18 protein-coding genes are annotated in these 21155 nt (G+C 56.1%); 14 read left to right on the forward strand and 4 right to left on the reverse strand.

Annotated elements, in window-relative coordinates:
* Positions 1-363: 363 nt before the first annotated feature.
* Entirely contained in the window at positions 364-2835 is a 2472-nt protein-coding gene (locus CA948_RS16380; RefSeq protein WP_094197720.1) for a bifunctional acetate--CoA ligase family protein/GNAT family N-acetyltransferase, read from the forward strand.
* A gap of 186 nt (positions 2836-3021) precedes the next feature.
* Positions 3022-5100, forward strand: coding sequence for a CocE/NonD family hydrolase (locus CA948_RS16385; protein WP_238988615.1), 2079 nt, complete (start codon positions 3022-3024; stop codon positions 5098-5100).
* Between the two features lie 61 nt (positions 5101-5161).
* Here CA948_RS16385 and CA948_RS16390 read toward each other — a convergent pair whose 3' ends face one another.
* Positions 5162-5830: an alpha/beta hydrolase gene (locus tag CA948_RS16390; RefSeq protein WP_094197719.1), complete on the reverse strand. Its 669-nt coding sequence runs from the start codon at positions 5828-5830 to the stop codon at positions 5162-5164.
* Positions 5827-6381 carry a ribosome biogenesis factor YjgA gene (yjgA, locus tag CA948_RS16395; protein ID WP_094197718.1) on the reverse strand — a complete coding sequence of 185 codons (555 nt, stop codon included), beginning with the start codon at positions 6379-6381 and terminating at the stop codon, positions 5827-5829. The genes CA948_RS16390 and yjgA overlap by 4 nt, the downstream gene beginning before the upstream one ends.
* 66 nt (positions 6382-6447) lie before the next feature.
* On the opposite strand from yjgA, the gene pmbA reads away from it, so the two are divergent.
* From pmbA to erpA, 7 genes are all read left to right on the forward strand, one after another.
* On the forward strand, positions 6448-7815 hold the full coding sequence (gene pmbA / locus CA948_RS16400) for a metalloprotease PmbA (protein ID WP_108728555.1): 1368 nt from the start codon (positions 6448-6450) through the stop codon (positions 7813-7815).
* Positions 7816-8098: 283 nt separating this feature from the next.
* Positions 8099-9202 (forward strand): TRAP transporter substrate-binding protein, encoded by a 1104-nt coding sequence (locus tag CA948_RS16405; RefSeq protein ID WP_094197716.1) that lies wholly within the window; start codon positions 8099-8101, stop codon positions 9200-9202.
* Between the two features lie 480 nt (positions 9203-9682).
* Entirely contained in the window at positions 9683-10111 is a 429-nt protein-coding gene (gene rplM / locus CA948_RS16410; RefSeq protein ID WP_094197715.1) for a 50S ribosomal protein L13, read from the forward strand.
* A 9-nt stretch (positions 10112-10120) separates the two neighbouring features.
* Positions 10121-10513, forward strand: coding sequence for a 30S ribosomal protein S9 (gene rpsI / locus CA948_RS16415; RefSeq protein ID WP_094197714.1), 393 nt, complete (start codon positions 10121-10123; stop codon positions 10511-10513).
* A gap of 159 nt (positions 10514-10672) precedes the next feature.
* Positions 10673-11731 carry an N-acetyl-gamma-glutamyl-phosphate reductase gene (gene argC, locus CA948_RS16420; protein WP_108728556.1) on the forward strand — a complete coding sequence of 353 codons (1059 nt, stop codon included), beginning with the start codon at positions 10673-10675 and terminating at the stop codon, positions 11729-11731.
* A gap of 35 nt (positions 11732-11766) precedes the next feature.
* Positions 11767-12504 carry a DUF6776 family protein gene (locus CA948_RS16425; RefSeq protein ID WP_159086149.1) on the forward strand — a complete coding sequence of 246 codons (738 nt, stop codon included), beginning with the start codon at positions 11767-11769 and terminating at the stop codon, positions 12502-12504.
* 80 nt (positions 12505-12584) lie between these two features.
* Positions 12585-12953 (forward strand): iron-sulfur cluster insertion protein ErpA, encoded by a 369-nt coding sequence (gene erpA / locus CA948_RS16430; RefSeq protein WP_003801826.1) that lies wholly within the window; start codon positions 12585-12587, stop codon positions 12951-12953.
* A 384-nt stretch (positions 12954-13337) separates the two neighbouring features.
* On the opposite strand, the gene CA948_RS16435 is transcribed toward erpA, so the two are convergent.
* Together CA948_RS16435 and CA948_RS16440 are read right to left on the reverse strand one after the other, a co-directional pair.
* Positions 13338-14435, reverse strand: coding sequence for an anhydro-N-acetylmuramic acid kinase (locus CA948_RS16435; RefSeq protein ID WP_108728558.1), 1098 nt, complete (start codon positions 14433-14435; stop codon positions 13338-13340).
* A 3-nt stretch (positions 14436-14438) separates the two neighbouring features.
* Complete coding sequence (locus tag CA948_RS16440; protein WP_420866717.1) at positions 14439-15722, reverse strand: M23 family metallopeptidase; 1284 nt, start codon at positions 15720-15722, stop codon at positions 14439-14441.
* 325 nt (positions 15723-16047) lie between these two features.
* Here CA948_RS16440 and tyrS point away from each other — a divergent pair, with 325 nt between their 5' ends.
* The 5 genes from tyrS (at position 16048) to ribD (ending at position 21015) form a co-directional block, all read left to right on the forward strand.
* The gene (gene tyrS / locus CA948_RS16445; RefSeq protein WP_094197707.1) at positions 16048-17274 is read left to right on the forward strand and encodes a tyrosine--tRNA ligase; all 1227 of its coding nucleotides are present in this window, start codon (positions 16048-16050) and stop codon (positions 17272-17274) included.
* A gap of 19 nt (positions 17275-17293) precedes the next feature.
* A complete protein-coding gene (locus tag CA948_RS16450) occupies positions 17294-17929 on the forward strand; it encodes a YbhB/YbcL family Raf kinase inhibitor-like protein (protein WP_094197706.1) in 636 nt (211 codons plus the stop codon).
* A 184-nt stretch (positions 17930-18113) separates the two neighbouring features.
* Positions 18114-19364, forward strand: coding sequence for a serine hydroxymethyltransferase (gene glyA / locus CA948_RS16455; RefSeq protein WP_094197705.1), 1251 nt, complete (start codon positions 18114-18116; stop codon positions 19362-19364).
* A gap of 36 nt (positions 19365-19400) precedes the next feature.
* Positions 19401-19862, forward strand: a complete 462-nt coding sequence (gene nrdR, locus CA948_RS16460; protein ID WP_094197704.1) for a transcriptional regulator NrdR — start codon at positions 19401-19403, stop codon at positions 19860-19862.
* Positions 19863-19866: 4 nt separating this feature from the next.
* The gene (ribD, locus tag CA948_RS16465) at positions 19867-21015 is read left to right on the forward strand and encodes a bifunctional diaminohydroxyphosphoribosylaminopyrimidine deaminase/5-amino-6-(5-phosphoribosylamino)uracil reductase RibD (protein WP_108728560.1); all 1149 of its coding nucleotides are present in this window, start codon (positions 19867-19869) and stop codon (positions 21013-21015) included.
* Positions 21016-21155 lie beyond the last annotated feature (140 nt).

The raw sequence follows: 21155 nt of genomic DNA on the forward strand, positions 1-21155 counted from the left end.
CCTATCAGCAGACAACCGAGCGGATCAGGTGTGTCTGAGGGGCCTGTGCAGCCTGTTTCTTCGACTGTCGTCGTTGGACATAGTGTGTTTTTCCTGTCAGAGGAAATGAACGTTCCTGCTTTCCGAACGAATGTTATTTTACGGTTTGCAAGCCGCTTTGCGACTGGCTTTGAGCCGTTTTTCCCCAGGCATTGGCGTATGGTTTCTATACGAAAGTATATGAACGGCCTGCTCCAGGGTAAAAACTGACGGCATGATGCAAGACAGAGATAGCTGGCCTAGTCTCTTTTATTTGTAGACAGCTGTGCTTAAGATGAGGGGATTCATTATTTTGGTGTGTGGTTTTCTTATGGCGGAACAATCATGGCAGCCCTAAGGCATCGTCTGACAGCATTGTTTGAGCCCCGTTCGGTGTTGGTCGTCTCCACCTTGCCTATGCCTCTGTTCAAAGAGGTGCCAGCCCGATTGGCTGGACGGATCACGCAGGCTCGTATAACCGCCACGCAAGTGCAAGTGCCGGATCGTCTGGAAGGATTGACGGAGACACAGCGCCTGGATCTGGCGCTGGTTTGTATTGAGCCGGTGCGTTTGCCGCAGGCTCTGGATGCGATCCGGGTACACAAACCCCGTGTGGTCCTGCTCCTGCCCTCGAACCTGGCCTCCCGCGATCCCATGGAAGACATGGTGTATGCGCGCTCCTGGGCCCGCATTAATAATTGTCTGATATTGGGGCCACGTGCCTTTGGAATACAGCGGCCGCATCTGGGCATCAATTTAAGCCACGAGCCACAAATGGCACTGGCGGGCCGTGTGGCTCTGGTATCTCAGTCGCGTTCCATTACCTCGGCCTTGATGGACTGGGCCGAAGATGTCAGCCTGGGTTTCTCTGCGATTGTGTCGGTGGGGGACGAGGCCGTTATCGATGTGCCCGAGGTGCTGGAATATCTGGCCATGGACCCGCGCACGGACAGTATTGCGCTGTATTTGGAACATACGCCCGCGTCTCGCCGTTTCACCAGTGCCTTGCACGCGGTGGCGGCGGTCAAACCGGTGGTGGTCTTGAAGGTAGGCGGCCAGCGTCAGCAAGGCGAGGCCCACGAGGCGGTATTCAATGCCTTGATGCGACGTGTAGGGGCAGTGCGCATTCGTTACTTCGTGCAGTTGTTCTCGGCTCTGAAAGTGCTGGTTTATACCCGTCGGCCCAAAGGGCGGCGTATTGCTTTGTTTTCCAATGGGAACGGTGCGGCGCAGATGGCCCTGGATGTTCTGGGTTCGGATGCGGCAGTGACTTGCCCAGAGCTCTCGCCCTCGACCCAGCGGGCGCTGGACAACCTGCTGGCCCCTGGCGATCAGGTTCAGAATCCAGTGGTGACCTATGTACCACTGACGCCCATGCGTATCGACTCGGTCATTTCCACCTTGCTGGACGATAAGGATATTGACGGGGTGCTGGTCTTGTTGACCCCGGACCCTTTGGCCGATATGCCGGCGGTATCGCGTGAGTTGGCCATGTTGTCGGCCAGTGCTCGCAAGCCCATCATTACGTGTTTGATTGGGGATGCGGATATGCGGCCCTTGCGTCATTTGCTCGATGGGGTGGGGACGCCGGCTTTCCGGACTCCGGATACCGCAGCCAATGCGTTCGACTTGCTGGCCCGCTATCACTACAACCAGCACTTGTCGCAGCAGACCTTGCCGCCTTTGCCGCTGGGCACCTTGCCGGAAGTAGAACCTGCCCGTGAATTGGTGCGCCAGATTCAAAGCGAGCGCCGCGAGGCCAGCGAGCAGGAGTGTCGCGATTTGCTGCGCTACTTTCACGTGCCGGTTGTCGACTTGCGTGTGACACACGATCAGGGTGAACCTGATCCCGATGTTCCGCCCATGGGCCTGCGCTTTGAAACCGATGACAAGTTGGGCCCTTATGCGGTCTTTGGTGGGGCCGATCACGCGGATTGGCTTTCTTCGTCCTATCCGGCGGTGGAACTGCCACCCTTGAACCGTTATCTGGCGCGTCAATTGGTCGAGCGTAGTCCCTTGTGGCGCAAGAGCCTTTCCTCGCAATTGACGCCCTTGGTATTGACGCAGTTGTTGCAGGTGCTGGAGCGTTTGTCGGACTTGATGAGTGAGCTGCCCGGCGTGCGTCGTGTGGTGCTCGATCCCATTATGGCGGGTGAGAACAGCCTGTACATCAAGAGTATCTCGATCTCCTTGAGCAAGCAGTCCATGCTGGTGCTGCCTGAGACAGCCGGCTATCGTCACATGGCGATTCATCCTTATCCGCGCAACATGATTGAACGGCGTCAGTTCAAGGACGGACAGCGCTGGACCTTGCGCCCCATCCGCCCCGAGGATGCCGAGGCTTTGCAGACCTTTATGCGCGGCCTGTCGGACGAAAGCCGCTACATGCGCTTTGTGTCCATGTTGCGTGAACTGACACCACGCATGCTGTCCCGCTACACCCGCATCGACTACGACCGGGAACTGGCGCTGATTGCTACCGTGCGTTCGCCCAATCCTGATAACCGTAACCATCCCCGTGACGAGATTATTGGCTTTGCCCACTATCTTCGTAATGGCGATGGCCGGGGGGCGGAATATGCCCTGGTGATAGGGGATGCCTGGCAGCGGCGCGGTCTGGGCGTGATCTTGATGGAGGCGCTGATCCAGGCCGCTGCCGAGCAAGGGTTGACCTACATCGATGGCTATGTGCTGGCTTCCAACTCGCCTATGCAAGCCTTGATGAAGCGCTTGGGTTTTCAGAACGATGCGGATCCGGAGGACCCCAGTATGCGGCGTGTCTGGTTGGACCTGGGTGAGACGCGTCGATCGGATTAAGCACAGACAGCTCAATCCGTTTGTCAGGGAAATACCCGTTTAATTGTGCCCCTAATGTCCCGACTCACTCAACGGTGTCGGGACTATGATGCGCTCGTGATGGCAGGCAGCACAGCGTTTGAGCGCGGCTGCCGCCACATCAATGGATGGTGCTCAACACCGACGGCACTTTATACCGGGGACACAATGATGCGATTGAATCTGGCTGCTGTGCAGCGATGGCTGCTTGGTTTGTTCTTGATTGGCGGTCTGCTGGCTTGTTCCGGGCAGACAACGATGTCGTCAGAAAAAAACCATTACGAGTTCTCCCTGGAGAACGACAGCTTGGAAATGCGGGATGGCGTGCGCCTGGCGGTGACGTATTACCGACCGTTGGCCAAAGCACCGGGAGAAACCTTCCCAGTCATTCTGGAAATGCTGCCCTATCGCAAGGACGATTTTTTTGCGCTGGGTGACTACGAGTATGGCTCTTATTTTGCCAAGCGGGGATATGTGGTGGCGCGGGTCGACGTGCGTGGCACGGGAGGTAGTACTGGCCCGGTCCCTGTCAGCGAATATTCCGCTGCCGAGATTGCAGATGCCCAGGAGCTGATTGATCAACTGTCCCGCCAGAGCTGGTCCAACGGCAAGGTGGGTATGTATGGCTTGTCCTGGAGTGCGTTCAATTCCTTGATGACAGCACATAGAAAACCGCCTGCACTCAAGGCCATTATTGCGGCACACGGTTCTACCGATCTGTTCTACAACGACGTTCACTATATTGATGGTGCCTTGCATATCGACTCCTATGCGCACCAGATTGATACCGATAACGCCATGCCGCAAAGTCCGGAGTATCGGATTGATCAGGAGTACTTCAAGAACCGTTTTGACCGCGAGCCCTGGATTTTTACCTGGCTGCGTCAACAGCAGGACGGAGATTTCTGGCGCGCCGAGTCTCTGGCCTTCAAGAAGCAGCCTTTGGAAGTGCCGGCCTATTTGATTGGTGGCTTGCTGGATGGTTATCGCGATTTTGCGCTGGATGTCAGTCGAACCTCGAAAGCCCCTGTGATTGTGGAGATGGGACCCTGGAACCATGCCTGGCCGGAGTATGGTGTACCTGGCCCGAATTATGAGTGGCGCGAGAAGGCGGTGCGCTGGTGGGACTACTGGCTTAAAGATATAGATACCGGGATTCTGGATGAACCCCGCCGGATGGCCTTTATGCGTACCGGCCATGCTCCGGCTACAGATCGGCAAACCGTGCCTGGTTATTGGCGCTGCGATTCGCAATGGCCCGTGGAGGGCGCGAGGACTGAACGCCTGCATCCTCAAGCCGGGCACCAACTGGCGGCTATTGCTCCTGCCTCAGGCTTGGCCCAGACCTTACCTTACAAGGCCGGAACGGGTTTGGCGGGGGGCGGCTGGTGGGGCGAGCAGACGGGGGACATGTCAGCCGACGATGCCCATAGCCTGGTTTATGATTCCGCACCTTTGAGCCAGGCCATGGAAATCATGGGCATGCCCAAGGTAAGCCTGAAGGTAGCGGCTGATGCGCCTTTTTATCAATGGACGGTACGGCTGGAAGATGTGGCCCCCGATGGGCAGGTTTCTTTGGTCAGCGGGGCAATCATCAATCCCTCTCAGCGTGTTTCGCGTCTGGAGCCTCAGGCCTTGGTGCCGGGTGAGGCGACCAACCTGGAGACCTCCATTCACTTCACCACATGGCGTTTCAAGCCGGGCCATCGCATTCGTTTGGCGGTAAGCAATGCGCAGTTTCCCATGGTCTGGCCCAGCCCGACGGCGGGTGTCACCAGTCTGTTTCCGGGGGTTGATACCTGGGTGGATTTACCGGTGGTGCCTGTGCGGGAGCAGGGCACGCAGGCTTGCATCATGTCGCCACCCCAGGCTAGCGAAGCGGCTCCCTTTGGTCGCACTATCGACGGCGACGGTCCTGTATTCAGCAGCGTTCGTAACGAAGAGACGGGTGATGCGATCTTTACGACCAGCAACGAGCTTAGCTGGGTGTTGCATGACAATTTATACCGTTCCGAGGAAATGTATCGTTGGGAGGTCAACGACGCTGCACCCGCCAAGGCGCGCTATCAGGGCGATCGGCGCAATGTGTTTAGCATCCAGGGGCGGGAGATCGATATGTCAGCCCAAGCCCGGATCGAGTCCGATGAGTCTTATTTCTACCTGACATTTACGCGGGTGCTAAAGGAGGATGGGGTGCTGGTTCGGGAAAAGAGATGGCAGGAGCGTATCGCTCGGGTGTATCAATAAAAAGCTGAATCAAGAAAAAACGCCGCTGTGATTGCAGCGGCGTTTTTTTCTTGTGAGCTGATTAGCGCAGTACCTGCTTCAGAAAGTGACCAATCGCACTGATTTCTTCCGGGCAAACCGCGTGGGGCATGGGGTAGACATTCCATTGCACCTGATAGCCCATGGCCTCCAGCTGCTGACGGCTGGCTTCGGCACGGGTCAGAGGCACAACTGGGTCCATGTTGCCATGCGCCATGAAAATAGGTGTGTTTTGATTGGCCTGATGGCGCTCGTTTTCTACTGCTGCGGCCAAAGGTAGGTAACCGGACAGACAGAGCATGCCGGCCAGACGTTCGGGCAAGCGTAGTCCGGTTTGCAAGGTCATGGCACAGCCTTGCGAGAAACCGGCCAGCACAATGTTTTCGGTAGGAATGCCACGGGCATTTTCGCGTGCAATCAGGTTTTGCACCTCGATCTGAGATTTACGCAGTCCGCTTTCATCCTCGTGACGTACCAGGTCAGCTACATAAATGTCGTACCAAGAACGCATGGCCATGCCGCCGTTGATGGTGACGGGCTGGATGGGGGCGTGCGGGAAAATGAAACGGATAGCGGGGGCGTTTTGCAGGCCCAGCTCTGGCACGATAGGGGCAAAATCGTGGCCGTCGGCACCTAAACCATGTAGCCAGATAACGGCATGCTGGGGATTGGCACCGGTTTCAATTTCAATCGACTCAAGCAGCGGGTTCATGCGGACTCCGAAAGATCTACCAAGGTCTTGATGTACTGGTACAGGGCGCGGTAGTGTTTGCGCTGTGGATCCTGGCCTTGTACCAGTGTGGCATTTTTCTCCGCCTCTTTGCGTGCGGCACGAATCAGGGTGCGCAATTGCTGGATATCGGCGCCGGAAAATTCATTCATGAATTCAGTCAGAGCGTCGTCATCACGCAACAACAGGTCGCGCAGCGCTTCCAGCCTGTGCATGGCACGGGTGTCTTCCTTGGAGCCGTTTTCCCAGACGTCCAGTTGTTTTAGGATCGGTTCGGGATCCACATTGCGCATCAGCTTGCCCACATAGTGGATTTGACGGCGGCGTCCTTCACGGGCCGTCGGGCTGATGCGCTTGGCATCCTTGATGGCGGCCATTAAGGACTCGCCCAGATCAAGTTGTTTGAGTCGGTCGTCCGAGAGCTCGATCAGGCGTTTGCCTAGGTCAAGCAGAGCGTGCATTTCGCGTTTTACCTGCGATTTGCTGGGGCGGTCGTAACCGTTTTCATCGATTTCAGTGCGTGGACGGGCCATAGAAGTGAAATAGCAAAGATTGTCGCCAATTGGCTATGATAACCGCCTAACCCTCAAAGAGTAGCAATGAGTCATCCAACTATTTCCCAATTGTCGATCAGTGCCAATCAGTTCCAGTTTTGCGAATTGGTAGACGAGGCGCTGCGGCATGCCAAAAAACTGGGCGCCAGTGATGCTGCCGTCGATATTTCAGAAAACAAAGGTCTGGCCGTCTCGGTGCGCCAGATGGAACTGGAAACGGTAGAGCAGACGCAAGACCGCTCCTTGGGTGTGACGGTGTTCGCAGGCCAGCGCAGTGGTTCGGCCTCGACCTCGGACTTTTCAGTCAAGGCGCTGCGTGAAACGGTGGAAGCGGCCTGGCATATTGCCCGCTATACCGCTGAAGATCCGTTCGCCGGTCTGCCTGAAAAAGACATGTTGGCCCAGGGCTATCCCGATCTGCACTTGCATCACCCCTGGATGCTGGATGCCGACCAGGCGACTAAGCTGGCGATCCGTGCCGAGCAAGCCGCGCTGGAACTAAGCCCACTGATCAGCAATTCCGAAGGTGCATCGGTCGATACGCTGGAAGGGCACTTTGTGATGGGCAACAGCCGCGGCTTTTTGGGTGGCTATCCCTACAGCCGTCATTCGCTCAGTGTCAGCCCCATTGCCGGCAAGGGTGATCATATGCACCGCGATTACTGGTACAGCAGCTCGCGTGATCCTTCCCGTCTGGCCAGTCCCGAGTCGGTTGGCCGTTACGCGGCCGAGCGTACCTTGTCGCGTCTGTCGGCCCGCCGTATTCCTACTGGCCGCTATCCGGTTTTGTTTGAAGCTCCGCTGGCGGTAGGCTTGATTGGTTCCCTGGTGCAGGCCACCAGCGGGTCGGCCCTGTATCGCAAGACCAGTTTCTTGTTGGACTCGCTGGGCAAGTCTGTCATGGCCAAACACATTGATGTGCTGGAGCGCCCGCATTTGGCGGCCGCTATGGGCAGTGCGCCGTTTGACTCGGAAGGGGTACGTACGTGCGACCGCGATGTTGTGCGTGGCGGAGAGCTGAAAGGGTATTTCTTGTCCTCCTACGCAGGTCGTAAATTGGGTATGCCCTCTACGGGGAACGCCGGTGGTTCGCACAACTTGCTGCTTAGCTCGCGTCTGACCCGTCCCGAGGACGATTTGGAGGCCATGTTGAAGAAAATGGGCCGTGGTTTATTGGTTACCGAGCTGATCGGCCAGGGCATTAATCACCTGACAGGCGATTACTCGCGGGGTGCCTTTGGCTACTGGGTGGAGAATGGCCGTATTCAGCATGCGGTCGAGGAAGTCACGATTGCGGGCAATCTGGCCGAGATGTTCGCGCAGATTGTGGCTGTGGGTGCCGATACCTTTGCCGCCGGTTCCAAGCGCACGGGTTCCATCTTGATTGAACAGATGTCGGTGGCCGGTTCCTGATAGCTGCTGTCTGGAGTACCTGGCCAGATTGTGATGTCTTGGCTCAGGCAAGCGGCCCGTCAGCGACAAGAGGATGATGGCCTGAATTCGGAGTTATTTGTGGTTCAGGCCGTGTTGCAGGCAGTGTCTGGCATAGGCTCCAGGTCAAAGGCTCGGCAAGATAAGGCCGAATTTGCGGGATAATCCGGGCTTTCACCGCACCCCATTCGGGGCGCGCCAGTGTACTATCCATAGCATAAAAATATTTCCCCATTTTCGTCGAATACCCACAAGGAGGTTATTCATGCAGCGTCGCTCGTTTCTGAAAAAGGCAGGTCTTGGCGCCGTAGCCAGTACCGCCGCTGTTGCTGCCCCTGCTATTGCCCAAAGCAATCCCAAGATTAACTGGAAGCTGACCTCGACTTACGGTCCCGCTACCCCGGCTCTGTTTTCGACTGCCCAGGCGTTTTGCAAGATGGTTGAGGAAGCCTCCGATGGCAACTTCAATATCCGTCTGTACCCTGCGGGTGAAATTGTCCCCGGTTTTGGTGTGATGGACGCTGTTAGCAATGGCACGGTCGAATGTGGTCAGACGGCCTCGTATTACTACTACGGTAAAGATCCTTCTTTCAGCTTTGACACAGCGGTGCCATTTGGCCTGAACGCTCGTCAGATGAATGCCTGGATGCAGGAAGGCAACGGCACCAAGCTGCTGCGTGAACTGTTCGCCACCCGTAACATCATCAACTTTGCTTTCGGTAATACCGGCACCCAGATGGGCGGTTGGTACCGCAAGGAAATCAATTCCCTGGAAGACCTGAAAGGTCTGAAGATGCGTACCGCCGGTTTTGCCGGTGAAGTGCTGGCCCGCATGGGTGTGGTGCCTCAGCAAGTGCCGCCAGGCGATATTTACCCATCGCTGGAAAAAGGCACACTGGACGCCGTGGAATTCGTCGGTCCCGTGGACGATGAAAAGCTGGGCTTCCAGAAAGTGGCCAAGTACTACTACTACCCCGGTTGGTGGGAAGGGTCGGCTCAGGTGTCGCTGTACGTGAACGATGCCGCTTTCCAGGCACTGCCCAAGCAATACCAGGCCCTGATTGAAACGGCTTCGCGTGCAGCTGGTGAACGCATGATTTGTCAGTATGACGCGCAAAGCCCGGCTGCATTGCGTCGTCTGATTGCCAGCGGTGCTGTCCTGAAAGCGTTCCCACGTGATGTGATGGACGAGGCTTTCAAGACCTCCAATATTTTGTACAAGGAATTCTGCGACAAGGATCCCATGTTCAAGAAGATTCACGACGACTACATGGGCTTTCGTGACGCGATCGTGCCTTGGTTCCGTGTCGCTGAAGGTTCCTACGACAACTACCTGGGCATCGCTTTGGCGAACCGGAAAAAAGGCTGATCCCAGTACCTGGGTCCGGGCAGAGCAATCTGTGCGGACTCGACAGGCTAGCCTTGTTAACCCCTGTTTTTCCAGTTGGAAGCAGGGGTTTTTTGATGGTTGGTGTTCTGGAGCAAAGGTTTGGCCGGATTATTAAGAGCTAAAGAGGTAGGCGGCAGGCGAAACTTTTTGGGGGCTGGGGAGGTTTCTGGTGTAAATCCGGCAAAGACTCCCAATGCTGCTGAAGGAGTGTGCAGATCCCAAAATGCGTTTTCCCTCTATGAGAGCGCTCTCGGATGTGGCAAAAAACCTGTGTTTTTGTACAAAATCCTAGTGTTATCCACTATTTATGTTATTATGGCGAGCTATTTGGCATAAATGCACGGGCGGAATATAACGTCTTGGCAGGGTCAAATGGAGCTGCCTGGCTTGAGAAAGCGGGTGGATTGTATGGGCCAAGCATGTTGCTTTGACCCAGAATTTTAATATTTAGGAACCATCATGAAGACCTTCGTGGCCAAGCCGCTTGAAGTCAAACGTGACTGGTTTGTGATTGACGCTAAAGGCAAAGTCCTTGGTCGTGTGGCCAGCGAAGTCGCACGCCGTTTGCGTGGTAAGCACAAACCCGAATACACCCCTCACGTTGATACTGGCGATTACATCATTATCATCAACGCTGCTGACATTGCCGTGACCGGTAACAAGGCACAGGATAAGAAGTACTATCGTCACTCGAATTACCCAGGCGGTATTTACGAAACCAACTTCCAAACCATGCAAGAGCGCTTCCCTGGCCGTGCCGTTGAAAAGGCCGTCAAGGGTATGTTGCCTAAGGGCCCTCTGGGCTACGCCATGGCCAAGAAACTGAAGGTTTACGCTGGTGCCGAGCATCCTCATAGTGCTCAACAGCCTAAAACTCTGGACATCTAAGGATAGGTCATGATCGGTAACTGGAATTACGGTACGGGCCGTCGCAAGACCTCCGTCGCTCGTGTCTTCATCAAGAAGGGTTCGGGCCAAATCGTAGTCAACGGCAAGCCTGTTGACGAATACTTTGCTCGCGAAACGGGTCGCATGATTGTGCGTCAGCCACTGGTGCTGACCAACCATGTTGAATCGTTCGACATCAAGATCAACGTGCATGGCGGCGGTGAAAGCGGCCAAGCCGGTGCTGCCCGTCACGGCATCACCCGCGCTCTGATCGACTACGACGCAACACTGAAGACAGAACTGAAACAAGCTGGCTTGGTGACTCGTGACGCTCGTGAAGTTGAGCGTAAGAAAGTCGGTCTGCACAAAGCACGTCGCCGCAAACAGTTCAGCAAGCGTTAATTCGCCTCGCGACCTGTTTATGGTGCTCAAAAACCCCGGACCTGTCCGGGGTTTTTGTTTGCTGGCTACATTTGTCCTGCTTCGCCCGGTCAGGTGCTTCAGAACAGGCAGGACTACGTTAAGATAGAATTTTTGCTCGTCTCTCTTTCAGGAAAGTTCATGGCTACACATAGCGATACCCGGATCAAGGTAGGGATTGTTGGCGGTACAGGTTACACCGGGGTCGAGCTGCTGCGTCTGTTAAGTCAGCACCCCCAGGTGGAACTGGTCGCCATTACTTCGCGTAAAGAGGATGGCGTGCCGGTCTCGGATATGTATCCGAACTTGCGTGGCCATGTGAATCTGAAGTTCTCTACCCCTGAAAACGCCAATCTGGAACAGTGCGACGTGGTGTTTTTTGCCACTCCGCATGGTGTGGCCATGAGTCAGGTCGAACGTCTGCTGGAAGCGGGTGTACGTGTTATTGACCTGGCTGCGGACTTCCGCCTGCAAGATACGGACGTGTTCCAGAAGTGGTACAAGATGGAGCACAGTTGCCCGGACATCCTGAGTCAATCGGCTTATGGTTTGCCAGAGCTGCTGCGCGACAAGATTGCTCAAGCCAAGGTTATTGGTAACCCTGGTTGCTACCCCACTACTGTGCTGCTGGGCTTGGCTCCCTTGTTGGAAGGCGCGCTGGTTGATACCCAACACCTGATTGCAGACTGCAAATCCGGTGTGTCCGGTGCTGGTAAAGGGGCTTCGGTTCCCAATCTGTTTGCCGAAGCCAGTGATAACTTCAAGGCATATGGCGTGTCGGGTCACCGTCACCATCCGGAAATTGTGGAACAGTTGCAGCGCCTTGCTGGTGGTCCGGTCGGTCTGACCTTTGTGCCCCACTTGGTGCCTATGATTCGTGGCATGTTCTCCACGATCTATGCGCGCATCAAGCCCGAAGCCATGGATACAGACTTCCAGGCCTTGTACGAGCAGCGCTATGCCAAAGAAGCTTTTGTGGACGTGCTGCCTGCCGGTACCCTGCCAGAAACCCGCTCGGTGCGTGCTTCTAACCAGCTACGTATTTCCGTGCAGCGTCCTGGCAATGGCGACCAACTGATCATTCTGGTGGTGCAGGACAACCTGGTTAAGGGTGCGTCGGGTCAGGCTGTGCAGAATATGAATATCTTGTTCGGCCTGCCCGAGCAAACCGGCTTGAAGCACGTTGCTATTTTGCCTTAAGGGGAACTTGGCCTTGGTGAATAGGTCAAATGTTTATGGCTGAATCACCGCAAACCCATTCTCATACACTCGCTCCTCCCCGTTCGCGGGGTGGGGTGGCGACGATTGGGCTGGCCGTTTTACTGGGAGTGCTTCTGGGCGGCGGTGGGCTGTGGCTTTACCGCAGTCTGACTCAAGCTGGTGACCAGTCCGAACAAATTCAGCTGGCGATGCAGAATCTGGCGCGTAGTCAGCAATCCCTGCAGCAGATTCAAACCGAGTTTGAGGTGCTGCGCGGGCAATTGGTGCTGGAAGAGAGTACACGTAAGGGGCTGGAAAAGTCCTTGTCGTCTACTCAGGCTGAGCTGGCGCAGACACGTGAGCAGTTGGCCTTTTACGAGCAGTTGCTCCCGCCCGGTCCCAGTGGTTCTGTTACTGTTCGGGCTATGGATGTTGTCCAAAGGGGTGATTTGCTGGAGTACAAGGTGTTGCTGCAGCGTAACGCCCCAGAAGGAAAGACTTTTTCAGGTCGCCTGCAGTTTCAGCTGACTGGGCGGCAAGACGGAAAAAACGTTAAAATCGATTTATCACCCAGTTCCGGGCCGGACTCGGTACTGACAGAGTCGTCTGTAGAACAGATCGATCCTTTGGTTTTAAACTTCAACCAGTTTCAGCGCGCCATGGGTTGGCTGGCTTTGCCGCCAGGATTTGAACCCACCGCCTTGACGCTGAACGTCCTGGAAGGAAGCGTTATCCGTGCTTCTCGCCAGGAAAAAATCGCCCCGCCAGACTAATCACCTTACCCGCGGGTGGTCATGTGCAAGGCGATCACATGATAATTATTCATGCCGGCGGGGGCCGGCAGGAGAACCACATGAGCACTCTTACCGAATCCGTTGATCTGCAAGCCCCTCCTTCCCCACTGATTTTTACCGATTCAGCGGTTGAGAAGGTCCGTGAGCTCCTGATTGAAGAAGGCAGCCCCGAACTGAAGCTGCGCGTCTTCGTGCAAGGTGGCGGCTGTTCCGGCTTCCAGTACGGCTTCACCTTTGATGAGCTGGTTAACGACGACGACACCATTATTGATAAAGACGGCGTGCAATTACTGGTTGACGCCATGAGCTTCCAATACTTGGTGGGCGCAGAAATTGATTACAAAGACGACCTGGACGGTGCTCAGTTCGTTATCCGTAATCCTAATGCGACAACCACTTGTGGCTGCGGCTCGTCCTTCACGATGTAAGAAGGCAAGGCTGGCGCTGATTGCTTGGCGTTGTTGCCTTTAGCAGGTTTGTAGGAAAACACCCCAGACTCTGAATGCAGGGTCTGGGGTGTTTTTTTTGTGGGGGGGTGTTGAGGGGGGCTTTGGGGTGTAAGGACGTGACCCGCAAGAGCCTGGCTGGATGAGTCGAGTGGTGGGCGTCTATTCAGAGGTCGGCCAGAGAAGCGGAATAGCTCAATCCTGGAAACGGATCAATTGTTGACTGCTCTAGCCAGAAAACACTTGTGCTTCTTTAGTGGTGTAGGAGGAAAGAGGCCTTGTCGGATTCAGTCTGATCGCGTAGTTCCGAGCAATGAATGATGAGTCCGAGACGCTATTGTTGCTAGGCAAGGCTAAAAATACCGATCAAGCCGGATAGCAGGCACCCAGCACCGTCGCGCGCCGTGCGCCTGTTACAGCGGGCAGCCCGGCAGGAATACGCTCGATATGCGCGTAGGCCAGCCAGGCAAAGGCCAGTGCTTCGATGGATTGCGGATCCATGCCCAGTTCCGCGCTGGAACGGATTGGTATCGCCATCAGATCGCCCAGGCGTTTCAGCATGGCGGGGTTGGCTGCGCCACCGCCGCACACAATCAAGTCCTGAATATGATCTGCGTAAGGCTGGATGGCCTGCGCAATGCTGTGTATGGTCAGGTCCATTAGGGTGGATTGCACCACAGCAGGCTGAAGCTCGCCTTTCGGATCAATACGATCCAGATGCTCCTGCAGCCATCCCAAGTTAAATAGATCACGGCCTGTTGATTTAGGCGCAGGCAAAGCAAACCAGGGTTCGCTCAGCAGGCTGGCAAGCAAGGCAGGGTCAGAGGCGGCGCTATTGGCCCATTGCCCGTCTTTGTCGTAGGACTGGCCTTGATGTTTGTTCACCCAGGCATCCAGCAGCATATTCGCCGGACCAGTATCAAAACCAAAAACATCACAGCCAGGCAGTAGCAGGGAAATATTCGCAATCCCGCCCAGATTCAGAATGACGCGCCCGTGTTCGTGACGGAACAGCGCCTCATGAACAATAGGCACCAAGGGTGCGCCTTGGCCGCCAGCAGCAATATCCCGGCTGCGGAAATCTGCAATCACATCTATTCCGCAGCGCTCGGCCAGCAGGGCAGGGGCATTCAATTGCAGGGTGTAGCCCTGGTCGGGCGTATGGCGGATAGTTTGCCCGTGTACACCAATCGCCCGGATCAGATCTTTCTCTGGGCCTTGGGTCCAGGGCTGGCAAGCCTGGGCGTAGAGCTCTGTCAACTGCAGGGCGGCAACACTGGCGCGGGCCAGTTCATTGTGCCCGGGATGCTGCAAAGCCAGCAGCTCGTCTCGCAGAGCGGCTGGCATGGGCAGGCTATGGGTTTGGTGTACTTGCACCCCCTGCGGACCGAAGGATGCCAGTACGGCATCCACACCGTCCATGCTGGTACCAGACATCAGTCCGATAAACAGGGGGGCTTGCATGGTTTAGCGGCTGGCCAGCTTTACGGGTTCAGCATCTGTGTGCAGCAAGGCAAAGTTGCTCTGGTAGGAAGCCAGGGTCTGCTGGAACTGTTTGCGCTGCGGCGCATCCAGGACGCGGGCTACTGGCAGGTCTACCGACAGAGGGTCAACGGCTTTTTGGGCAATTCGGAATTCGTAATGTAGGTGCGGACCTGTTGCCCAGCCGGTCGAGCCAACGTACCCAATCAGTTGACCCTGTTCTACGCGGTCTCCTTTGCGCAGACCAGCGGCAAAGCGACTTTGGTGGGCGTACAGCGTGGTGAACTGACCGTGATGCTTAAGAATGATGGTGTTGCCGTAACCGTTCTGGCGACCTATGAATTCCACTGTGCCATCTGCCGTGGCATGGATGGGGGTGCCAGAGGGTGCTGCATAGTCTACGCCTTTGTGGTTACGCCAGCCGCCATGCACCGGATGGCGGCGACCACCAAAAGTCGAGCTGATACGGGTGAACTTCAAGGCCGTACGCAGAAAAGCACCTTTGAGGCTTTGGCCGCTGAAATCGTAATAGCCACCAGAGCCGTTTTCGGGCTGGAACCAAGCGGCTTCATGGGTTTTGCCCTGATTATTGAACTCCACTGCCAGCAAGCGGCCTGAACCTACGTCCTGGCCTTCATGGCCGTAGGATTCGTAGACCACGCGGAAGCTGTCGCCTTTGCGCAGGTCTTTCAGAAAGTCGATTTTGCTGCCCATCACATCCGCCATTTGCAGGGTGATGTTGTCGGGGATACCGGCCTGATCACTGGCGCCAAACAGCGAGCTGTTGATGGTGGCCTGGGCCACTCGTACTCGGGTTTGGGCCAGATCGCTCTGTTCCTGGGCGATAAAGCCGTTATTGCCATCAGGGCGCACTTCCAGCCAGCGGGCTTGGCCTTGGCCGGATTGCTCGGAATAGGGGGTATGACGGTAGCGCAGCCACTGCAAATTGCCGTTGGCATCCAGTGCGGCTTGTATGGCTCGACCTGGGTACAGCTTGTAGATCGAACGCGCCTTTTTATCATGCGTCAGAAATTGCAATAGCCCTTCTTCACTGATTTCCATGCGCTGGAGCAGGGCGGACAAGGTGTCGCCGCGGCGGATACGGGTTTCAGTAATGTAGGCTTGCTGGTCCTGAGCCTGTAGCACCGTCAGCTCCGAAGGCAGGGTCAAGGCAGTGCGGGCTTGGTAAATCTGGGGTTCCGGGCTGCTGGGCATGACCACGGCAAGCGCACCCGCAGCGACAAAGGAGCCAAGGGCAAGCGCGATCAAACCGGTGCGGATAACTAGGGCTCGGGCGAACCGAGGCTGGTGGATGTCGAGGTGGGAGCAGGAGCGTTTCCCTTTGCTGAACATAAAACCAGAACCTTGTTGGATGTACGGTTTACTGTCCGCTTGGCTGGCAAGCGGAGGTCAGTTGTACTGGGCGGACAGAACATTCCTGCCCTGGCAATCTGACCTGCGCGGGAATGATAAAATGGTTTGTTTACGAAACCTTGCTCATTTATTAAGCACGTCTCGCAATAGCAGGCTATCCTAGCGCATTAGGCTTAATTTTTCGAGCATTTTTACTCATTAGTTTGTCACCAGATTTGTTATGTCATCCCCCTCAGAGCCCCTTTCTCCAGAAGTCCTGGCTGATTTAGCCATCGTTAAACGCGGCTGCGACGAATTGCTCGTCGAATCCGAGTTTGCTCGCAAACTGGCGCGCAGCCATGCAACGGGGCAACCCTTGCGTATCAAGCTGGGGCTGGACCCCACGGCTCCTGACATTCACCTGGGGCACACGGTGGTGCTCAACAAGATGCGCCAACTGCAGGATTTGGGGCATACCGTCATTTTTTTGATTGGTGATTTCACCTCGACCATTGGCGATCCTAGCGGGCGCAACACGACTCGCCCGCCTTTGACGCCGGAGCAGGTTATTGCCAACGCCAAGACCTATTACGATCAGGCTGCACTGGTTCTGGACCCGGCCCGTACCGAAGTTCGCTATAACTCGGAATGGTGCGATAAGCTCGGTTCGCGCGGCATGATTCAGTTGGCCTCGCGTTATACCGTAGCCCGCATGATGGAGCGTGATGACTTCACCAAACGCTTTAAGGCGAATCAACCTATTTCGGTGCACGAGTTTTTGTACCCCTTATTGCAGGGCTACGACTCCGTTCAATTGAAAGCCGATGTTGAATTGGGCGGCACCGATCAGAAATTCAATTTGCTGGTTGGTCGTGAATTGCAAAAAGAATATGGTCAGGAACAGCAATGTATTTTGACCATGCCATTGCTGGTGGGTTTGGACGGCGTAGAAAAAATGTCCAAATCCAAAGGCAATTACATTGGTATCAGTGAAACGCCGGATTCCATGTTCGGCAAATTGATGTCCATCTCCGATACCTTGATGTGGCGTTACTTCGAGCTGTTGTCTTTCCGTAGTCTGGAAGATATTGCCAGTCTGCAAAAGCAGATCGAAGAAGGCCGTAACCCACGTGAAGTCAAAGTGGAGCTGGCACAGGAGATCGTCACACGTTTCCATAGCGCCCAAGCAGCCGCGCAGGCTCTGGAAACGTTCGATGCCCGTTTCCGCCGTGGCGAAATGCCCGAAGATATGCCCGAGGTCACCGTGGCCGGTGAATTGGCCTTGCTGCGCGTCTTGCGCGAAGCGGGTCTGGTTGCTTCCGGTAGCGAGGCCCAGCGCAACGTGGAGCAGGGCGGCGTGCGCATCAATGGCGAACGTGTGGACGATAAAGGTTTACAACTGGAGCCGGGCAGCTATGTGCTGCAAGTGGGCAAGCGCAAGTTTGCGCGAGTCACTTTGACCGGCTGATTGATTGTGGAGGTCTGCAATGAAACTGCGTAGTGATTCTTTTCAAGATCAGAGCGTGATTCCCGAGCGTCTGGCATTTTGCCGTTACGACGCACAATCGAGAGTCGCCTTGGCCGGTAACGCCAATCCGCATTTGGAATGGTCCGATGTTCCCGAGCAGACCCAATCTTTCGTGGTTATTTGCCACGACCCCGATGTCCCTAGTAAACCGGACGATGTGAATCAGGATGGGCGCGAGGTACCGGCGGATTTGCCTCGGGTGGATTTCTTTCATTGGGTCTTGATTAACGTTTCGCCCGAGCTGCGTAGCCTGGCAGAAGGCTCTTATTCCAAGGGCATCACGCCACGTGGTAAAGCCGGCCCACTGGCTCTGGACGATACGCGCCAGGGCGTGAACGACTTTACCAACTGGTTTGCCAGCGACCGCGACATGAACGGTGATTACTTTGGCTACGACGGCCCGTGCCCGCCGTGGAACGATGCCTTGCCGCACCGTTATGTCTTTACGGTCTATGCCCTGGATATCGCCGAGCTACCTTTGGAAGGGCGCTTTACGGGGCAGGATGTGTTGCGCGCCATGGAAGGCCATATTCTGGGCCGTGCATCCCTGACCGGCCTATATACCGTGAATCCCCGTTTGATTCAGCAGCCCTGATTGCCCTGGGCGGACTATTTGAGTTTTTTTCATATTCTTTTGAGTCCGCCCGCTGCCGCCTTACTTATTTCCGCATTTTTTGGGGTTTCTGCCACCGGAGACGTTTGTCTGGGTGGTTTGATGCGCTTCCGCGCTAAAATATTGCTTTCTTAGTTTGCTACCTACTTTATCCTTAGGAACCCTCATGTTTGACCGTTCTGCGACTCTTGACAAAGTTGATCCCGATCTTTGGGCTGCGATCCAAAGCGAAGATGTGCGCCAGGAGCAGCACATCGAGCTGATCGCCTCGGAAAACTACACCAGCCCCGCCGTGATGCAGGCCCAGGGCACACAACTGACCAACAAATACGCGGAAGGTTATCCTGGCAAGCGCTACTACGGCGGTTGCGAGTTCGTGGATGTGGTCGAGCAATTGGCTATCGACCGTCTGAAAGAGCTGTTTGGTGCTGAAGCGGCCAACGTGCAGCCCAACTCCGGTTCGCAAGCCAACCAGGGCGTGTACATGGCTGTACTCAAGCCCGGTGATACCGTTCTGGGCATGAGCCTGGCTGAAGGCGGTCACTTGACCCACGGTTCCCCCGTGAATGCCTCGGGCAAGCTGTACAACTTCGTGTCCTACGGTCTGGACGAGAACGAAGAGCTGGACTACGACGAGTTGGAGCGTCTGGCCAAAGAGCACAAGCCCAAGCTGATCGTCGGTGGTGCTTCGGCTTACGCCCTGCGCATCGACTTTGAACGCATGGCTCGTATTGCTCATGAGAACGGTGCCTTGTTCATGGTGGACATTGCTCACTACGCTGGTCTGGTGGCTGGTGGTGCTTACCCCAACCCTGTGCCTTACGCTGACTTCGTGACTTCTACGACTCACAAGTCCCTGCGCGGTCCTCGTGGTGGCGTCATTATGATGAAGGCCGAGCACGAAAAGGCCGTCAATTCGGCTATTTTCCCCGGTATTCAAGGTGGCCCACTGATTCACGTGATCGCCGGTAAGGCCGTTGCTTTTAAAGAAGCCTTGGCTCCTGAGTTCAAGGATTATGCCGCTCAGGTCGTAAAGAACGCCGACGTGCTGGCCCGCACTCTGGTTGAGCGTGGTCTGCGTATCGTGTCCGGTCGCACAGAAAGTCACGTGATGCTGGTGGACCTGCGTCCCAAGGGCATCACGGGTAAGGTGGCCGAAGAAGCGCTGGGCAAGGCTCACATCACGGTCAACAAGAACGCCATTCCTAACGACCCTGAAAAGCCCTTTGTCACCAGCGGTGTGCGTTTGGGTACGCCTGCCATGACCACTCGCGGTTTCAAGGAAGCCGAAGCGGAATTGACGGCGCATCTGATTGCTGATGTACTGGACAACCCTCACGACGAAGCCGTTTTGGCGGACGTTCGTCGCCGTGTACACGAGCTGACTGCCAAGTTGCCCGTTTACTCCTCCAAGTAATCCAGCCGGAGCGGGCCGCAAGGCCCGCGATCTTGAATGAAGTGTCCGTTCTGCCACCATGCCGATACCCAGGTGATCGACTCTCGAATCACCGAAGAAGGCGACGCCATACGGCGACGTCGCAAATGCTCGGCCTGTGAACGGCGCTTCACGACTTACGAGCGTGCTGAGCTGAGCCTGCCCGTCGTGGCCAAGCGCAATGGCACTCGTATGGATTTTGATCCCGCACGTCTGCGGGCGAGCATGGGTGTTGCACTGCGCAAGCGCTCTATCCCCATGGCTCAGGTCGATGCCGCTGTGCAGCGCATCGAAGAAAAACTTCAACTGACTGGCGAGCGCGAAGTCTCTTCCGAGACCATAGGCGAGCTGGTCATGGCCGAGCTCAAGCAACTGGACCAGGTGGCCTATGTGCGCTTTGCCTCGGTCTACAAGAGCTTCAAGGACATCCGCGAGTTCGTACAGGCGATCGACGAAATGAACGATCCCGACCGCGGCTAAGGCGATGGTCGAGCAAGAAGACGTCATCTGGATGCGGCAAGCCCTGGAGCTGGCCGAAAAATCCCTGTATATCAGTGCTCCCAATCCACGAGTCGCCTGCCTGATTGTGCGCGATGGCCAATTGCTGGCTTCAGGTTCCACGCAGCAGGCGGGTGGGCCTCACGCTGAAGTGATGGCCTTGCGCCAAGCCAAAGAGCGCGGCGTCAATGTGGCCGGGGCTACTTTCTACGTCACCCTGGAGCCTTGCAGTCACCACGGGCGTACGCCTCCCTGTGCCGACGCCCTGATTAAAGCAGGTGCCGGGCGAGTCGTCTTTTCCATGTACGACCCCAACCCCTTGGTGGCAGGCAATGGTGTTTCGCGCCTGCGTCAGGCGGGAATTACGGTAGATGGCCCTTTGTGCGTCGAGCAGGCGCTGGCGATCAACGCTGGTTTCTTTGCCCGCATGACACGTGGACGCCCCTGGTTGTGGATGAAAATGGCCGCCTCGCTGGATGGCCGCAGTGCCTTGCCCGATGGCAGCTCTCAATGGATTACCGGGCCGCAGGCGCGTGACGATGGTCATCATTGGCGCGCTCGCAGTTGTGTCGTGTTGACGGGCATAGGTACGGTTAACGCGGACAATCCGCTAATGAATGTACGGGCGGTTTCTACGCCACGTCCACCCATCAAAGCCGTGCTGGACACGCATTTGCGTCTGACCCCCAATGCTGCCTTGCTGGATGGCTCGCCTTGCTGGGTATTTAGCCATCGTCGGGATCCCGAACGCGAAGCCGAGTTGGCAGATCGCAATGCACAAGTCATTCCCATGCCTTTGCACGAAGGTCAGGTGGATGTGCGCGCCGTTCTGGACTGGATGACAGATCAGCAGATCAACGAAGTCCACGCAGAAGCAGGGGCGCGTCTTTCTGGTGCCTTGATTGATGCAGGTGTGGTTGACCAATTGCTGATGTACCTGGCCCCCAAGATTCTGGGGCAGGGACGAGGCGTGGCCGATATTACCGAGCTGGCCGGGCTGGACGATGTAGAGCCGTTCGAGTTTACCGATGTGCGCTTGCTAGGTGCCGATCTGCGTGTTCTGGCACGCCAACGTGATCATTGGGAAGCCTTGCTGCGAGCCGTCGGTGGGGCGTATCCGCCGGACTCGGAATAAGTCAGGTATTGCTGTTCGGCCTGGCGGCCAGATACTGCAAAGAGCATGCCTTCAAGCCTGTGAATTTGAGCCTACCGTTTTTCCGACCCTATCACCTTGACTGTGGCCTTGAGGCAAGTGCCGATGGTCGTTTGATTAAG

Origin of the sequence: Alcaligenes aquatilis (assembly GCF_003076515.1) — a bacterium.
GTDB classification, from domain to species: Bacteria; Pseudomonadota; Gammaproteobacteria; order Burkholderiales; family Burkholderiaceae_B; genus Alcaligenes; species Alcaligenes aquatilis.

Excerpts from the sequence above, each read along its gene's own strand:
- CA948_RS16380 (WP_094197720.1), top strand. The coding sequence starts at position 364 with ATGGCAGCCCTAAGGCATCGTCTGACAGCATTGTTTGAGCCCCGTTCG.
- CA948_RS16385 (WP_238988615.1), top strand. The coding sequence starts at position 3,022 with ATGATGCGATTGAATCTGGCTGCTGTGCAGCGATGGCTGCTTGGTTTG.
- CA948_RS16390 (WP_094197719.1), bottom strand. The coding sequence starts at position 5,830 with ATGAACCCGCTGCTTGAGTCGATTGAAATTGAAACCGGTGCCAATCCC.
- yjgA (WP_094197718.1), bottom strand. The coding sequence starts at position 6,381 with ATGGCCCGTCCACGCACTGAAATCGATGAAAACGGTTACGACCGCCCC.
- pmbA (WP_108728555.1), top strand. The coding sequence starts at position 6,448 with ATGAGTCATCCAACTATTTCCCAATTGTCGATCAGTGCCAATCAGTTC.
- CA948_RS16405 (WP_094197716.1), top strand. The coding sequence starts at position 8,099 with ATGCAGCGTCGCTCGTTTCTGAAAAAGGCAGGTCTTGGCGCCGTAGCC.
- rplM (WP_094197715.1), top strand. The coding sequence starts at position 9,683 with ATGAAGACCTTCGTGGCCAAGCCGCTTGAAGTCAAACGTGACTGGTTT.
- rpsI (WP_094197714.1), top strand. The coding sequence starts at position 10,121 with ATGATCGGTAACTGGAATTACGGTACGGGCCGTCGCAAGACCTCCGTC.
- argC (WP_108728556.1), top strand. The coding sequence starts at position 10,673 with ATGGCTACACATAGCGATACCCGGATCAAGGTAGGGATTGTTGGCGGT.
- CA948_RS16425 (WP_159086149.1), top strand. The coding sequence starts at position 11,767 with ATGGCTGAATCACCGCAAACCCATTCTCATACACTCGCTCCTCCCCGT.
- erpA (WP_003801826.1), top strand. The coding sequence starts at position 12,585 with ATGAGCACTCTTACCGAATCCGTTGATCTGCAAGCCCCTCCTTCCCCA.
- CA948_RS16435 (WP_108728558.1), bottom strand. The coding sequence starts at position 14,435 with ATGCAAGCCCCCCTGTTTATCGGACTGATGTCTGGTACCAGCATGGAC.
- tyrS (WP_094197707.1), top strand. The coding sequence starts at position 16,048 with ATGTCATCCCCCTCAGAGCCCCTTTCTCCAGAAGTCCTGGCTGATTTA.
- CA948_RS16450 (WP_094197706.1), top strand. The coding sequence starts at position 17,294 with ATGAAACTGCGTAGTGATTCTTTTCAAGATCAGAGCGTGATTCCCGAG.
- glyA (WP_094197705.1), top strand. The coding sequence starts at position 18,114 with ATGTTTGACCGTTCTGCGACTCTTGACAAAGTTGATCCCGATCTTTGG.
- nrdR (WP_094197704.1), top strand. The coding sequence starts at position 19,401 with ATGAAGTGTCCGTTCTGCCACCATGCCGATACCCAGGTGATCGACTCT.
- ribD (WP_108728560.1), top strand. The coding sequence starts at position 19,867 with ATGGTCGAGCAAGAAGACGTCATCTGGATGCGGCAAGCCCTGGAGCTG.